The following is a 13,151-nucleotide window of genomic DNA, read 5'->3' as shown; positions in this document are numbered from 1 at the left end:
GTGTGGCAGCGTGTCATTTAATGCGTGTTGTAGCAGGCTCATACAGCAAAAAAGGGAACATGATGAACATGTTCCCTTTTACTGGATTTGCAGTCGCAAGTCTTAACTGACTGGCATTACGCCAATGGGCGGCCTTGTTGTTTTTGTGTGCGAGGGTTGGCCGCACGCTTGCTATCTGACATACAATATATAAAAATATAAATCGTAATAAGCTTAATCATCAGGAGCCAGCATGCACCACGACTACCAAGACCTTACCGCTACCTTGTCTACCAAACTGGCCGACTTGCGCCGCGAAATCCCCGACACCATGAAAGGCTTCGGCCAGATGAGTCGTGCTGCGTTGGTGGACGGTGCGCTAAGCACCAAGCACAAAGAGTTGATCGCGATGGGCATCGGTATTGCCGCCCGCTGCCAGGGGTGTTTGGGGTTTCACGCCAAGGCGCTGGTAGAGCTGGGGTGTAGTCGTGCCGAATTCATGGAAATGCTGCAAGTAGCCGTGTACATGGGCGGTGGGCCATCGCTGATGACGGCAGCCGAAGCCTTGCTGGCTTACGAGAGCTTTGGTGGCGAGTTGGCCGCCTAAGCGCTACCCGATGACGCAACAAGGGCGGCCATGGCCGCCCTTGCTGTTTTGCGGATGTGCCGGCTAAGCGTGCCAGTGTTGCCAGCCCCACAACAGCACACCGGCTGCCAGCAGCCAGCACAGCGTGGCTAGCAGCAGCGTCGATGCCAGCGGCAGGCGCACACTCAGCAGGTATACCGCCAGCAGGTAGGCGGCGTAGGGCAGCAGCGCACACAGGCCAAACAGCGCGGTGTGCTGCAAGTCGGCCGCGCTGCGGCTGCGGCCAACCACCACATGGGCGATCAGGGCAAAGGTGGGGAACAGCGGTACCAGCCCCGCCACAAAGAAATAGCGGCTGCCGGACAGCCACTGGATCAGCAGCACCGCCAGCGCGCCCAGCAGGCACTTGCCCAGCAGGGCGATGTCCATCAACTACCCAGCAGCGCGGCAACCACGCGGCGGTCTTCCGCCAGCAGGATGTTGTAGGTACGGCACGCGGCGCTGGTGTCCATCACTTCGACGCCGATGCCGGCGTTGGTCAGCGCGGCGCTCAGGCGCGGGTGCGGGAAGCGCAGCGTACTGCCGCTGCCGAAGATCACCAGCTCCGGTTGCAGCGCCAGCAGCTGGGCAAAGTGCGTTTCTTCCAGCGCCTCGAAGCTGGCCGGTGGCCACGGCGTAATGCTGTCGGCGCTGACCACCAGGCTGCCCTGGTGACGTACCCGGTTGATTTCCACATAGCCCGCGCCGTGCGCGGTAAACAGGTTGGCACCTGCGGTCTTGGACTCGTGCAGTTTCATGATGAAATCCTGTTGGCGGGTGTAGTGCAGTGCACCACGGATTGGGATAGGATTATACCCCGCCTGGCCGGAAAGCCAGGGCCGGATACGCCCGCCGCTTGCGGCAGACCACAGGACAAACGACAGGTGGCGCACGCCACCGCAGAAGACGGTAATACCCCTCATGCAGCCTATCCAGAAATCCCAGAAACTTGCCAACGTCTGCTACGACATTCGCGGCCCGGTGCTCGAACACGCCAAGCGGATGGAGGAAGAAGGCCACCGCATCATCAAGCTGAACATCGGCAACCCGGCGCCCTTCGGTTTCTTCGCCCCGGACGAGATCATCGAGGACGTCATCGTCAACCTGCAGAACGCATCCGGTTACTGTGATTCCAAAGGCCTGTTTGCCGCGCGCAAGGCCATCATGCACTACGCGCAGCAGAAGCACCTGCCGCAGGTGGGCATGGAAGACATCTACATCGGCAACGGCGTGTCCGAGCTGATCGTGATGGCGATGCAGGCGCTGCTGGATAACGGCGACGAGGTGCTGGTGCCGGCGCCGGATTACCCGCTGTGGACCGCCGCCGTCAGCCTGGCCGGCGGCCAGCCGGTGCACTACCTGTGCGACGAAAACGACGGCTGGATGCCGTCCATCGCCGACATCCGCGCCAAGATCACACCGCGTACCAAGGCGCTGGTGATCATCAACCCGAACAACCCCACCGGCGCGCTGTACCCCGACCACGTACTGCAGCAGCTGGTAGACGTGGCGCGTGAATTCGGCCTGCTGCTGTACGCCGACGAAATCTATGACAAGGTGCTGTACGACGGCGCCACCCACACTTCCATCGCCTCGCTGGCGCCGGACCTGATGGTGTGCACCTTCAACGGCCTGTCCAAAAACTACCGTGCCTGCGGCTACCGTGCCGGCTGGATGATCCTGTCCGGCGACAAGCGTCGCGCCAAGGACTACATCGAAGGCCTGAACATGCTGGCCTCGATGCGCCTGTGCGCCAACGTGCCGGCGCAGTACGCCATCCAGACTGCGCTGGGCGGCTACCAGAGCATCGACGACCTGGTGGCGCCGGGCGGCCGCCTGGCGCGCCAGCGCGACCTGGCGTACAAGCTGCTCACCGACATTCCGGGGGTAAGCTGTGTCAAGCCGCAGGGCGCGCTGTACCTGTTCCCGCGCCTGGACCCGGCGGTTTACCCTATCGAAGACGACCAGCAGTTCATCCTGGAGCTGCTGCAGCAGGAGCGCGTGTTGCTGGTGCAGGGCAGTGGCTTCAACTGGATTGCGCCGGATCACTTCCGCGTGGTATTCCTACCCAATAGCGACGATCTGACCGAAGCCATCGGCCGCATCGCCCGCTTCCTGGAAAACTACCGCAAACGCCACGGTACCGCATGAACCTACTCGTCCGCGCCGCACTGAAACACCGTCTGGTCAAGCGCCAGGCGCGGGCGAGGCATCATTGAACAAAGGGGCGTGCGCGCCCCTTTGTGCTGTCTGCGGCCAACCCCCCGGGTTGGCCGCAGCAAAGCGATAACAAGCTGGGCAACAGAACCAGCAGCTGCCAGCGGCAGCAGGCCGACGTGCCAGGGAAATTTGAAAACCGAAACAGCAGGAGTATTCACGAATGAAGCCGATCAATATTGGCCTGATGGGGGTGGGAACAGTCGGTGGCGGTGTCGCCACCGTATTGAAGCGTAACGCGGAAGAAATCAGCCGTCGCGCCGGCCGCGACATCCGCCTCACCATCGCTTCCCGCCGCAATGTGGAACAAGCCCGCGAGCTGGTGGGTGCCGACGTCACCGTGGTGGCCGACGCCTTCGCCGTGGTGAACCACCCGGACGTGGACATCGTGGTCGAGCTGATCGGTGGCGATACCGTGGCCAAGGAGCTGGTGCTGCAGGCCATCGCCAACGGCAAGCACGTGGTCACCGCCAACAAGAAGCTGCTGGCCGTACACGGCAACGAGATTTTTGCCCGCGCGCAGGAAAAAGGCGTGATGGTGGCGTTTGAAGCGGCGGTAGCCGGCGGCATTCCCATCATCAAGGCGCTGCGCGAAGGCCTGTCGGCCAACCGCATCGAATGGCTGGCCGGCATCATCAACGGCACCTCCAACTTCATTCTCAGCGAGATGCGCGACAAGGGCGCCGACTTCGCCGACGTGCTGAAAGAAGCGCAAGCGCTGGGCTACGCCGAAGCCGACCCCACTTTCGACGTGGAAGGCCACGACGCCGGCCACAAGCTCACCATCATGGCCGCCATCGCCTTCGGCATCCCGATGCACTTCGACCAGTGTTACCTGGAAGGCATCAGCCAGCTGGCCGGCAAGGACATCCAGTACGCCGAGGAGCTGGGCTACCGCGTCAAGCTGCTGGGTCTGACCCGTCGCACCGCGCAAGGCGTGGAGCTGCGCGTGCACCCGACGCTGATCCCCGAGCAGCAGCTGATTGCCAACGTCAACGGCGTGATGAACGCGGTGCTGGTACGTGGCGACGCCATCGGCCAGGCGCTGTTCAACGGCCCGGGCGCCGGCGCGCTGCCGACCGCCTCGGCCGTGGTGGCCGATATTGTCGACGTGGCCCGCCTGCTGACGTCCGACCCGGAACACCGCGTGCCGCACCTGGCCTTCCAGCCGGACCAGCTGAAAGACCTGCCCATCCTGCCGATGGGCGAGGTGGTCAGCAGCTACTACCTGCGCATCCAGGCGGTGGACCGCGCCGGCGTGATGGCCGACATCACCCGTCTGCTGGCCGAGAACGGCATCTCCATCGAAGCGCTGATCCAGAAAGGCTCCGCCGCTGATGGCTCCGCCGAGATCGTGATCCTGACGCACCGCGTGCTGGAAAAAGCCGCCAACGCCGCCATTGCTGCCATCGAGGCGCTGGACAGCGTAGCCGGCAAGGTAGTGCGCCTGCGCATGGAAGAGCTCAATGGCTAAGCGCCTGCTTGCCCTGTTGGCCGCCAGCACCCTGCTGTCGGGTTGTGCCAGCCTGGCCCCGCGCCAGCTGGCGCAGGACCGCATGAACGACGCCTGCAAAAGCAAGATCGCCAGCACGCCGCTGCTGCCCTTGCTGAGCTCGCAAAGCAAGATCAACGGCTATTGCAGCTGCGCCAGCGACAAGCTGGTGTCCGGCCTCAGCAACAGCGAGCTGCTGGAGGTATCGGCCAAGGGCAAGGATGTCCTGGCCGACCCCGCCTGGCAGGGGCGCCTGCTGAACGTGGGCCTGCAATGCCTGAACACTCTGGTTCGATAACATGAAATACATCAGTACCCGTGGCGGCATGGCGCCGCTTGCCTTCTCCGACACCATCCTGATGGGCCTGGCGCCGGATGGCGGCCTGGCGCTGCCGGAAAGCTACCCGCAGGTTGGCCGCGCCCAGCTGGACGCCTGGCGCGACCTGTCCTACGCCGAGCTGGCATTCGAGATCATCCGCCTGTTTGCTACCGATATTCCGGAAGCCGACCTCAAAGCCATCCTGGACCGCACCTACACCGCCGAGGTATACGGCAGCGAGGCCATCACCCCGGTGAAGCGGCTGCACGACGGCTTGGTCATCCTGGAACTGTCCAACGGCCCGACGCTGGCGTTCAAGGACATGGCCATGCAGTTCTTGGGCAACCTGTTCGAGTACGTGCTGGCCAAGAAGGGCGAACAGCTGAACATCGTGGGCGCCACCTCCGGCGACACCGGTTCGGCAGCCGAGTACGCGATGCGCGGCAAGCAGGGCATCAACGTGTTCATGCTGAGCCCGGACGGCCTGATGAGCCCGTTCCAGCGCGCGCAGATGTACAGCCTGCAGGATGCCAACATCCACAACATTGCCATCAAGGGCATGTTCGACGACTGCCAGGACATTGTGAAGGCGGTGCAGAACGACCACGCTTTCAAGAGCCAGTACAAGATCGGCACCGTCAACTCCATCAACTGGGCGCGTGTGGTGGCGCAGGTGGTGTACTACTTCAAGGGCTACTTCAACGCCACCAGCAGCAACGACGAACAGGTCAGCTTCTGCGTGCCGTCGGGCAACTTCGGCAACGTCTGCGCCGGCCACATTGCCCGCCAGATGGGCCTGCCGGTGCAACGCCTGATCGTGGCCACCAACGAAAACGACGTGCTGGACGAGTTCTTCAAGACCGGCCGCTACCAGCCGCGTGGCACCGCCAATACCTGGGTAACGTCCAGCCCGTCGATGGACATCTCCAAGGCGTCCAACTTCGAGCGTTTCGTGTTCGACCTGCTGGGCCGTGACGGTGCTGCCGTGGCCGCGCTGTGGGCCGAGGTGGACGCCGGCCGCGGTTTTGACCTGGGCGACAAGCTGGCGCAGATCCGCGAGCAGTTCGGTTTTGTGTCCGGCAAGAGCAGCCACGCCGACCGCCTGGCCACCATCCGCACCGTGGATGCCGAAGACCAGGTGGTGGTGGACACCCACACCGCTGATGGCATCAAGGTGGCGCGCGAAGTACGCCTGCCGGGTGAGACCATCGTCTGCCTGGAAACCGCGCTGCCGGCCAAGTTTGCCGACACCATCCGCGAGGCGCTGAACCGCGACGCACCGCGTCCGGCCGGCTTCGAGGGCCTGGAAGACCTGCCGCAAAAGGTAACGGTGTTCGACGCCGACGCCGACGCGGTGAAAGCCTACGTGCGCCAGGCCTTGGCTTGAGGCGATAGCCGTCTTGCATGACGAACAAGGCCCGCCATCCGGCGGGCCTTGTTGTTGGCGGCCAACCCTGGCGCTGCCGGCGGCAAGGTTGGCCGCAAGCTGTGTGTGGCCGGCAACAAAAAAGCCCCGCAAACGCGGGGCTTTGGGTGTGTGGCCAGCTTAGACAGCAGCGGCCTCGGCGGTTTCGTGGAAGACCAGCTCCACCTTCTCTTCGGCGGTCAGCTCGACCGTCACCTCGCCACCGCCCGCCAGGCGGCCGAACAACAGCTCGTCGGCCAGCGCCTTGCGGATGGTGTCCTGGATCAGGCGCGCCATCGGGCGGGCGCCCATCAGCGGGTCGAAACCTTTCTTCGCCAGGTGCTTGCGCAGGCTGTCGCTGAAGTGGATTTCCACTTTCTTGTCGGACAGTTGCTGTTCCAGCTGCATCAGGAACTTGTCCACCACCTGCAGGATGATCTCTTCGTTCAGCATGCTGAACGGGATGATGGCATCCAGCCGGTTGCGGAACTCCGGGCTGAACAGGCGCTTGATGTCGGCCATCTCGTCGCCGGCCTGCTTGCTGCCGGTAAAGCCGATCGACGACTTGGACAGCGACTCGGCACCGGCGTTGGTGGTCATGATGATCACCACGTTGCGGAAGTCCGCCTTGCGGCCGTTGTTGTCGGTCAGCGTGCCGTGGTCCATCACCTGCAGCAGCACGTTGAAGATGTCCGGGTGCGCTTTCTCGATCTCGTCCAGCAGCAGCACCGCGTACGGGTGCTTGGTGATCTGCTCGGTCAGCAGGCCGCCCTGTTCGAAACCGACGTAGCCCGGCGGCGCGCCGATCAGGCGGCTGACGGCGTGGCGCTCCATGTACTCGGACATATCGAAGCGCAGCAGCTCGACGCCCAGGAAGTAGGCCAGTTGCTTGGCCACTTCGGTCTTGCCGACGCCGGTAGGGCCGGAGAACAGGAAGGAGCCGATCGGCTTGTTGGGGTTACCCAGGCCGGAGCGCGACATCTTGATGGCGGCGGCCAGCGCATCGATGGCCTTGTCCTGGCCAAACACCACGTTTTTCAGGTCGCGGTCCAGGTTTTTCAGTACGTTTCGGTCGTCGCTGCTGATGTTCTTGGCCGGAATGCGGGCGATCTTGGCGATGATCTCCTCGATCTCGGCCTTGTTGATCACCTTTTTCTGCTTCGACTTCGGCAGGATCTTCTGCGCGGCACCGGCTTCGTCGATCACGTCGATGGCCTTGTCCGGCAGGTGACGGTCGTTGATGTAACGCGCCGACAGCTCGGCGGCGGTCGACAACGCGGCCAACGTGTATTTGACGCCGTGGTGCGCCTCGAAGCGGCTCTTCAGCCCCTTCAGGATTTCGATGGTCTGCTCCACCGACGGTTCCGGCACGTCGATCTTCTGGAAGCGGCGCGACAGTGCGCTGTCTTTTTCGAAGATGCCGCGGTACTCGGTGTAGGTGGTGGCACCGATGCAACGCAGGCTGCCGTTGGACAGCGCCGGTTTCAGCAGGTTGGACGCGTCCAGCGTACCGCCGGAGGCGGCACCAGCGCCGATCAGGGTGTGAATCTCGTCGATGAACAAGATGGCGTGGCTGTCTTCTGCCAGCTGCTTGATCACCTGTTTCAGGCGCTGTTCGAAGTCGCCACGGTACTTGGTGCCGGCCAGCAGGGCACCCATGTCCAGCGAGTAGACGGTGGCTTTGGCCAGTACCTCAGGCACCTCGCCAGCGACGATGCGGCGCGCCAGGCCTTCGGCAATGGCGGTCTTGCCCACGCCGGCTTCGCCCACCAGCAGCGGGTTGTTCTTGCGGCGACGGCACAGGATCTGGATCACGCGCTCTACCTCGTGCTCGCGGCCGATCAGCGGGTCGATGCGGCCATCACGGGCAAACTGGTTGAGGTTTTGCGTGTAGTTTTCCAGCGCACCGCCCGGGGCGTTGTTGCTGTCCTCGCTATCACTTTCGCCGGAGCTGTCGTGGTGCGAATCCTGGCCGGCAGCCGGTTTGGAGCTCTGCTTGGTAATGCCGTGCGAGATGAAATTCACCACGTCCAAGCGCGAGATACCTTGCTGATGCAGGTAGTACACGGCGTGCGAGTCTTTCTCGCCGAAGATGGCCACCAGGATATTGGCCCCGGTCACTTCCTTTTTGCCGGACGATTGCACGTGCAGGATGGCGCGCTGGATCACGCGCTGGAAGCCCAGTGTGGGCTGGGTTTCCACCTCGGCCTCGCCGGGCACGGTGGGGGTGTGTTCGTCGATAAAGTCCCCCAGCTGCTTCTTCAGCTGGTCGATGTTGGCGCCGCAGGCGCGGAGGACTTCGGCGGCAGACGGGTTGTCGGTCATCGCCAGGAGCAGGTGCTCCACGCTGATGAACTCGTGCCGTTTGCGGCGTGCATCCATAAAGGCCATGTGCAGGCTGACTTCCAGTTCTTGGGCAATCATCAGTTTTCCTCCATGACACACTGCAGTGGATGCTGGTGCGTTTGTGCGTACTGCGTCACTTGCTCTACCTTGGTGGCGGCAATGTCTTTGGTGTAAATGCCACAAAGTCCCTTGCCCTGATTGTGCACCTGCAGCATCACGGTTGTCGCCTTTTCAGCGTTCATGTGAAAGAAATGCTGCAGTACATCAACGACAAAGTCCATTGGGGTAAAATCGTCGTTTAATAACAATACCTTATACAACGGTGGGGGTTTGGTCGTGGCTTTCTGAGCGTCGACCGACACATCATCCTTGTACTGCGTAGACATGGGAACCTTCTGCGAATTCGCGCTTAATTCAATTTTGGTTCGGATACCGGGTTTTTCAAGCCCTGAACTTTTGGCCTGGTGTCTTGACGTTGTCACATGCTACGGGTAGAAATACAGACGGTGCTTGGTTTGCATCGCTGGCTGTGTGTCACCCATACCTGCTGCAGCGTGTAAGCTCGAAACGCTAGGACTCACCACCCTGTTTACTTTATGCATGCAAGGATAGTTACACATGGCAACTGGTATTGTTAAGTGGTTCAACGACGCTAAAGGTTTCGGCTTCATCACTCCGGACGAAGGCGGTGATGACCTGTTCGCGCACTTCTCCGCGATCAACATGCAAGGCTTCAAGTCGCTGACCGAAGGCCAGCGCGTAAGCTTTGACGTGGTGCAAGGCCCGAAAGGCAAACAAGCTTCCAACATCCAGAAGGCCTAAGCTTCGGCTGTCTTCCTGATGTGACGACCTTGGTGTCGTATGTAAAAACCGCATCGCAAGATGCGGTTTTTTTGCGTCTGGCAGCGGGGAAATGCAGGCAGAACATTGTGTTCTGCCAGCACCGCTTCAACAGGGCTGCCGCGCCAGGCGCGCCGCGCGCGATGGCAGCAGCTGGCGCTGCAGCGCGTAAAAGGTGATGGCACCGATGGTGGCCAGCATCAGCCACGGCAGGGCCGGCAGCCCCAGGTGGCGCGACAGGTCCAGTAGCCAGCCGCCGCCCAGGTAGCCGGTAGCACCACCCAGCGCCAGACCCAGCCGGCTGGTGCCGCTGTACCCGGCACGGGCTTCGCTGTTGGCGTAGCCGGCCAGCAGTGCTTCGCGTGCCGGTTCGGTGATCAGGCTGCCGGTATAGAACAGTGCCAGTAGTGGCATGGCCAGCCACAAGCTATTGGCCCACGCCATCAGCAGCAGGCTGACGCTCATCAGGGCGATACCTGCCAGCACGCGCTGCGCCAGGCTGAGGTGGCGCTCGCCCAGCTTGGCCAGCGGGTAAAGCAGCGTCAGCGACAGCGTGGTTTCCATGGCGTACAGCCAACCCACCACTTGCGGGGTGCCGGCCATCTGTTTCAGCACGATAGGCACCAGCAGCATGATCTGCACGCCCAGGACGTAGTAGCCGCTGAGGGTCAGCACCAGCTGCATGTAGCGGCGATCGCCCAGCACGGTACGGATGGAGGCCAGTGGCGACGTTTTGCCGCTGGCAACGCGGTAAGCCGGTAATAGCCACAGGTTGGCCGCCGCCGCTAGCACGAATACCGCACAGCCGCCCATGCCCACCCACCAGAAGTCGAAATGCAGCAGCCAGGAGCCGAGCATGGCCCCGCTGACGGCGGCAGCGCTCTCCCACATCATCAACAGCGTGTAGAAGTGGTTGCGTTCACGGGCGCGGGTGAGCTTGATGATCAGCGCGGCACGGGGCGGGTCGAACAGCATGCCGCCCAGGCCGGACAACACACAGGAAAATACCAGTGCCGCCGGGTTGCTGGCCGCAGCCATGGTGGCAAAGCCGGCGGCGCGCAGCAGCATGCCGCCCACGATCAGCGGCTTGGCGCCGTAACGGTCGGCCAGTGAGCCACCGAGCAAGCCCAGCCCCTGCTGCATCAGCTGGCGGATGGCCAGCGCCAGCCCGACGGCGGCGGCGGCCCAGCCAAGCTGGTCGACAAAGTGCAGGCTGATCAGCGGAAACACGCAAAAAAAGCCGAATACCACCAGGATGTTGTCGAGCATGATGAAACGCCTGCCCAGGCGCCGTGCCTGCTCTGCCGAAGCCATGATCTGCCCCTGAATGAAGGATGTGCTTCATTGTGGTGCGGCATCAGCTATCATGGAAGCCGTTAACTGCTAATAATTGCTATGGTTTTTCTTTATGGCTATCTCGCTGGATGACCTCGCTCTGCTGATCGATATTGTCGACTGCGGCAGCTTTAGCCAAGCGGCCGCACGGCGCGGCTGGTCGCAGCCGCAGGTGAGCCAGCGCGTGGCGCTGCTGGAGGCCAACGTGGGGGCGCAGCTGTTCCGCCGCCATCGCCGTGGCGCGGTGCCGACGCCGGCGTGCGAGGCGTACCTGCCGGCTGCACGGCAGGCATTGGCGACCCTGGACGATGGCCGCCGCGCGGTACAGGGCGTGCCGGCGTTGCCGCGCCTGACGCTGGCCTGCCTGCCATCGCTGGCGTCGGTGGTGTTTGGCCCGGTGCTGGTGGCGCTGGCCGAGGCGCCGTTCGAGATCCGCTGCAGCACCGATCATTCGCCCGCCATCATGGAACGCTTGCTGACCGATGGCGTACAGGTGGGCTTCGTTCTGAAGTGCCCGCCGATGGCCGGCATCCAGATGGAGCGCATCTGGTGCTCGCCCATCGTGCCGGTGGTGCACAAGCGCCACCCGCTGGCGCAGCGTGGCGAGCTCGCGCTGGCCGAGGTGGCCAACGCGCGGCTGGCGCCGCAGTACTGGGGCGACGGTTGCGATACCTTGCTGGCCTTGCTGCGCCAGCAGCGCACCGCTAGCGGCCCGCTGCACGCCATCCAGCCGGCCAGCGCCGCGCGCGAGCTGGCGATGGAGCACGGCTTTCTCACCTTCATGCCGGAGGTGGCGGTGAAGCGCGACCTGCGCGAAGGGCGGCTGGTGAAGCTGGCCATCCGTGATCTGCCGCTGTGGCAGTGGGAGGTGATGATGGCATGGCGCGCCGGCAAGCGCAGCGATGCCCCCAAACAGCAGGTGCTAGATACGGTGCGCGCGATGGCGCCGGATTGGGCCTGATGCGGCCAACGTTGGCCGCAGCCGGACGTGGCAAGGCCCTGCCTGGCGGCAGGGCCTCGCCAAGCGGTTTGACCTAGCCGGTTTGCCTTGCACACCGGCTGGGTACTGTAAACGGGAAGGCTGTGGGGGCAAGATGGCGGTGGTGCTGCCCGGCTTGGCCGGGTCCGCTGAGCACTTGGCTGCCACTGTGTCTGCAGCCTGTACAAGGCCCTGCCTGGCGGCAGGGCCTTGTGTTATGCCATCAACCCGCGTGTTACATGCGCGCGATCATGGCGTCGCCAAACTCGGAGCACGACACCTCGGTGGCGCCGTCCATCAACCGGGCGAAGTCGTAGGTGACTACCTTGTCGCCAATGGCGGCTTCCATGGCGCGGATCACCAGGTCGGCCGCTTCTTTCCAGCCCAGGTGGCGCAGCATCATCTCGGCTGACAGGATCAGCGAACCGGGGTTCACCTTGTCGAGGCCGGCGTACTTGGGCGCGGTGCCATGGGTGGCTTCAAAGCAGGCGTACTGGTCGGAGATATTGGCGCCTGGGGCGATACCGATGCCACCCACCTGCGCTGCCAGCGCGTCCGAGATGTAATCGCCGTTCAGGTTGGTGGTGGCAATCACGTCGTATTCGGCCGGTCGTAGCAGGATCTGCTGCAGGAAGGCGTCGGCGATGGCGTCCTTGATCACGATACCGTTCGGCAGCTTCAGCCACGGGCCGCCGTCGATTTCCACGCCGCCGAATTCGCGTTTGGCCAGTGCGTAGGCGGTATCGCGGAAGTTACCCTCGGTAAACTTCATGATATTGCCCTTGTGCACGATGGTGACCGACTTGCGCTGGTTGTCGATGGCGTACTGGATGGCGGCGCGCACCAGCCGCTCGCTGCCTTCCACCGAAATCGGCTTGATGCCGATGCCGGAGCTGGCCGGGAAGCGGATTTTCTTCACGCCCATTTCTTGTTGCAGAAACCCAATCACCTTCTGGACCGCCTCGGTACCGTGCGCCCACTCGATGCCGGCGTAAATATCCTCGGTGTTTTCGCGGAAGATCACCATGTTCACCAGCTCCGGCTGCTTCAAGGGCGACGGTACGCCTTTGAAATACTGCACCGGGCGCACGCACTGGTACAAGTCCAGCTCCTGGCGCAGCGCCACGTTCAGCGAGCGGATGCCACCGCCCACCGGCGTGGTCATCGGGCCTTTGATCGATACCGAGTATTCCTTCAACGCGTCGAAGGTTTCGCGCGGCAGCCACTCGTCCGGGCCATACAGGCGGGTGGATTTCTCGCCGGCGTACACCTCCATCCAGTGGATCTTTTTTTGCCCGCCGTAGGCCTTGGCTACTGCGGCATCGATAACCTTGATCATCACCGGCGTGATGTCGATACCGATACCGTCGCCTTCGATGTACGGGATGATGGGCTGGTCGGGTGTCGGCTGGCCCGGGATGATTTTCTGGCCACCGGCCGGCACTTTGATATGCGATACGCTCATGTCGTGCTCTCCTGTTGCTGCTGTGGTGCAGGGTGGGCTGCATGGGAAACGGTAGGACCATCGCCAGCCGGGAATGTTGCCGCAGCATGGTCAAGGCTGGCGCAGGCGGCGACGTTGGCCGCAACGGTCTGCTTTGCTAGTTATTGTGC

At 63.0% G+C, this 13,151-nt stretch carries 13 protein-coding genes; 7 read left to right on the top strand and 6 right to left on the bottom strand.

Going from position 1 to position 13,151, the window contains the following annotated elements; translation table 11 throughout:
• The first annotated feature begins 232 nt into the window (after window positions 1–232).
• Window positions 233–586, top strand: a complete 354-nt coding sequence (locus ACK4FZ_RS15375; protein WP_409822314.1) for a carboxymuconolactone decarboxylase family protein — start codon at window positions 233–235, stop codon at window positions 584–586.
• Between the two features lie 63 nt (window positions 587–649).
• Here ACK4FZ_RS15375 and ACK4FZ_RS15370 read toward each other — a convergent pair whose 3' ends face one another.
• Both ACK4FZ_RS15370 and ACK4FZ_RS15365 read right to left on the bottom strand, forming a co-directional pair.
• Window positions 650–994, bottom strand: coding sequence for a GlpM family protein (locus tag ACK4FZ_RS15370; protein WP_409822312.1), 345 nt, complete (start codon window positions 992–994; stop codon window positions 650–652).
• Window positions 994–1,527: an Mth938-like domain-containing protein gene (locus ACK4FZ_RS15365; RefSeq protein WP_409822310.1), complete on the bottom strand. Its 534-nt coding sequence runs from the start codon at window positions 1,525–1,527 to the stop codon at window positions 994–996. Before ACK4FZ_RS15365 ends, ACK4FZ_RS15370 begins: the two co-directional genes overlap by 1 nt.
• On the opposite strand from ACK4FZ_RS15365, the gene ACK4FZ_RS15360 reads away from it, so the two are divergent.
• The 4 genes from ACK4FZ_RS15360 to thrC all read left to right on the top strand — a co-directional run bounded on the left by ACK4FZ_RS15360 (window position 1,526) and on the right by thrC (window position 6,019).
• Window positions 1,526–2,755: a pyridoxal phosphate-dependent aminotransferase gene (locus ACK4FZ_RS15360; RefSeq protein WP_017508168.1), complete on the top strand. Its 1,230-nt coding sequence runs from the start codon at window positions 1,526–1,528 to the stop codon at window positions 2,753–2,755. The genes ACK4FZ_RS15365 and ACK4FZ_RS15360 overlap by 2 nt on opposite strands.
• 229 nt (window positions 2,756–2,984) lie before the next feature.
• Complete coding sequence (locus ACK4FZ_RS15355) at window positions 2,985–4,295, top strand: homoserine dehydrogenase (RefSeq protein WP_144373158.1); 1,311 nt, start codon at window positions 2,985–2,987, stop codon at window positions 4,293–4,295.
• The gene (locus tag ACK4FZ_RS15350; protein ID WP_409822308.1) at window positions 4,288–4,611 is read left to right on the top strand and encodes a hypothetical protein; all 324 of its coding nucleotides are present in this window, start codon (window positions 4,288–4,290) and stop codon (window positions 4,609–4,611) included. The genes ACK4FZ_RS15355 and ACK4FZ_RS15350 overlap by 8 nt, the downstream gene beginning before the upstream one ends.
• 1 nt (window position 4,612) lies before the next feature.
• Window positions 4,613–6,019 (top strand): threonine synthase, encoded by a 1,407-nt coding sequence (gene thrC / locus ACK4FZ_RS15345; protein WP_409822306.1) that lies wholly within the window; start codon window positions 4,613–4,615, stop codon window positions 6,017–6,019.
• A 159-nt stretch (window positions 6,020–6,178) separates the two neighbouring features.
• Here thrC and clpA read toward each other — a convergent pair whose 3' ends face one another.
• Both clpA and clpS read right to left on the bottom strand, forming a co-directional pair.
• Window positions 6,179–8,461 carry an ATP-dependent Clp protease ATP-binding subunit ClpA gene (gene clpA, locus ACK4FZ_RS15340; RefSeq protein WP_409822304.1) on the bottom strand — a complete coding sequence of 761 codons (2,283 nt, stop codon included), beginning with the start codon at window positions 8,459–8,461 and terminating at the stop codon, window positions 6,179–6,181.
• Window positions 8,461–8,769 (bottom strand): ATP-dependent Clp protease adapter ClpS, encoded by a 309-nt coding sequence (gene clpS, locus ACK4FZ_RS15335; RefSeq protein ID WP_144373154.1) that lies wholly within the window; start codon window positions 8,767–8,769, stop codon window positions 8,461–8,463. Before clpS ends, clpA begins: the two co-directional genes overlap by 1 nt.
• Window positions 8,770–9,001: 232 nt before the next feature.
• On the opposite strand from clpS, the gene ACK4FZ_RS15330 reads away from it, so the two are divergent.
• Window positions 9,002–9,205 carry a cold-shock protein gene (locus tag ACK4FZ_RS15330; RefSeq protein ID WP_017509885.1) on the top strand — a complete coding sequence of 68 codons (204 nt, stop codon included), beginning with the start codon at window positions 9,002–9,004 and terminating at the stop codon, window positions 9,203–9,205.
• 126 nt (window positions 9,206–9,331) lie between these two features.
• Here the strand turns inward: ACK4FZ_RS15330 and mdtH are convergent, their stop codons facing one another.
• Window positions 9,332–10,537: a multidrug efflux MFS transporter MdtH gene (gene mdtH, locus ACK4FZ_RS15325; protein ID WP_409822302.1), complete on the bottom strand. Its 1,206-nt coding sequence runs from the start codon at window positions 10,535–10,537 to the stop codon at window positions 9,332–9,334.
• Window positions 10,538–10,631: 94 nt separating this feature from the next.
• Between mdtH and ACK4FZ_RS15320 the strand changes: the two genes are divergently transcribed.
• Entirely contained in the window at window positions 10,632–11,519 is an 888-nt protein-coding gene (locus ACK4FZ_RS15320) for a LysR family transcriptional regulator (RefSeq protein ID WP_409822300.1), read from the top strand.
• A gap of 253 nt (window positions 11,520–11,772) precedes the next feature.
• Here the strand turns inward: ACK4FZ_RS15320 and icd are convergent, their stop codons facing one another.
• On the bottom strand, window positions 11,773–13,002 hold the full coding sequence (gene icd / locus ACK4FZ_RS15315; protein ID WP_409822298.1) for an NADP-dependent isocitrate dehydrogenase: 1,230 nt from the start codon (window positions 13,000–13,002) through the stop codon (window positions 11,773–11,775).
• Between the last annotated feature and the right edge of the window lie 149 nt (window positions 13,003–13,151).

Origin of the sequence: Vogesella sp. (genome assembly GCF_046297735.1) — a bacterium.
Lineage (GTDB): Bacteria > Pseudomonadota > Gammaproteobacteria > Burkholderiales > Chromobacteriaceae > Vogesella > Vogesella urethralis.
Note: the sequence above shows the minus strand (reverse complement) of the source record. Positions and strands in the feature narration are given on the sequence as shown.

Coding starts and splice junctions, on each gene's coding strand:
- ACK4FZ_RS15375 (WP_409822314.1), top strand. CDS start 233: ATGCACCACGACTACCAAGACCTTACCGCTACCTTGTCTACCAAACTG.
- ACK4FZ_RS15370 (WP_409822312.1), bottom strand. CDS start 994: ATGGACATCGCCCTGCTGGGCAAGTGCCTGCTGGGCGCGCTGGCGGTG.
- ACK4FZ_RS15360 (WP_017508168.1), top strand. CDS start 1,526: ATGCAGCCTATCCAGAAATCCCAGAAACTTGCCAACGTCTGCTACGAC.
- ACK4FZ_RS15365 (WP_409822310.1), bottom strand. CDS start 1,527: ATGAGGGGTATTACCGTCTTCTGCGGTGGCGTGCGCCACCTGTCGTTT.
- ACK4FZ_RS15355 (WP_144373158.1), top strand. CDS start 2,985: ATGAAGCCGATCAATATTGGCCTGATGGGGGTGGGAACAGTCGGTGGC.
- ACK4FZ_RS15350 (WP_409822308.1), top strand. CDS start 4,288: ATGGCTAAGCGCCTGCTTGCCCTGTTGGCCGCCAGCACCCTGCTGTCG.
- thrC (WP_409822306.1), top strand. CDS start 4,613: ATGAAATACATCAGTACCCGTGGCGGCATGGCGCCGCTTGCCTTCTCC.
- clpA (WP_409822304.1), bottom strand. CDS start 8,461: ATGATTGCCCAAGAACTGGAAGTCAGCCTGCACATGGCCTTTATGGAT.
- clpS (WP_144373154.1), bottom strand. CDS start 8,769: ATGTCTACGCAGTACAAGGATGATGTGTCGGTCGACGCTCAGAAAGCC.
- ACK4FZ_RS15330 (WP_017509885.1), top strand. CDS start 9,002: ATGGCAACTGGTATTGTTAAGTGGTTCAACGACGCTAAAGGTTTCGGC.
- mdtH (WP_409822302.1), bottom strand. CDS start 10,537: ATGGCTTCGGCAGAGCAGGCACGGCGCCTGGGCAGGCGTTTCATCATG.
- ACK4FZ_RS15320 (WP_409822300.1), top strand. CDS start 10,632: ATGGCTATCTCGCTGGATGACCTCGCTCTGCTGATCGATATTGTCGAC.
- icd (WP_409822298.1), bottom strand. CDS start 13,002: ATGAGCGTATCGCATATCAAAGTGCCGGCCGGTGGCCAGAAAATCATC.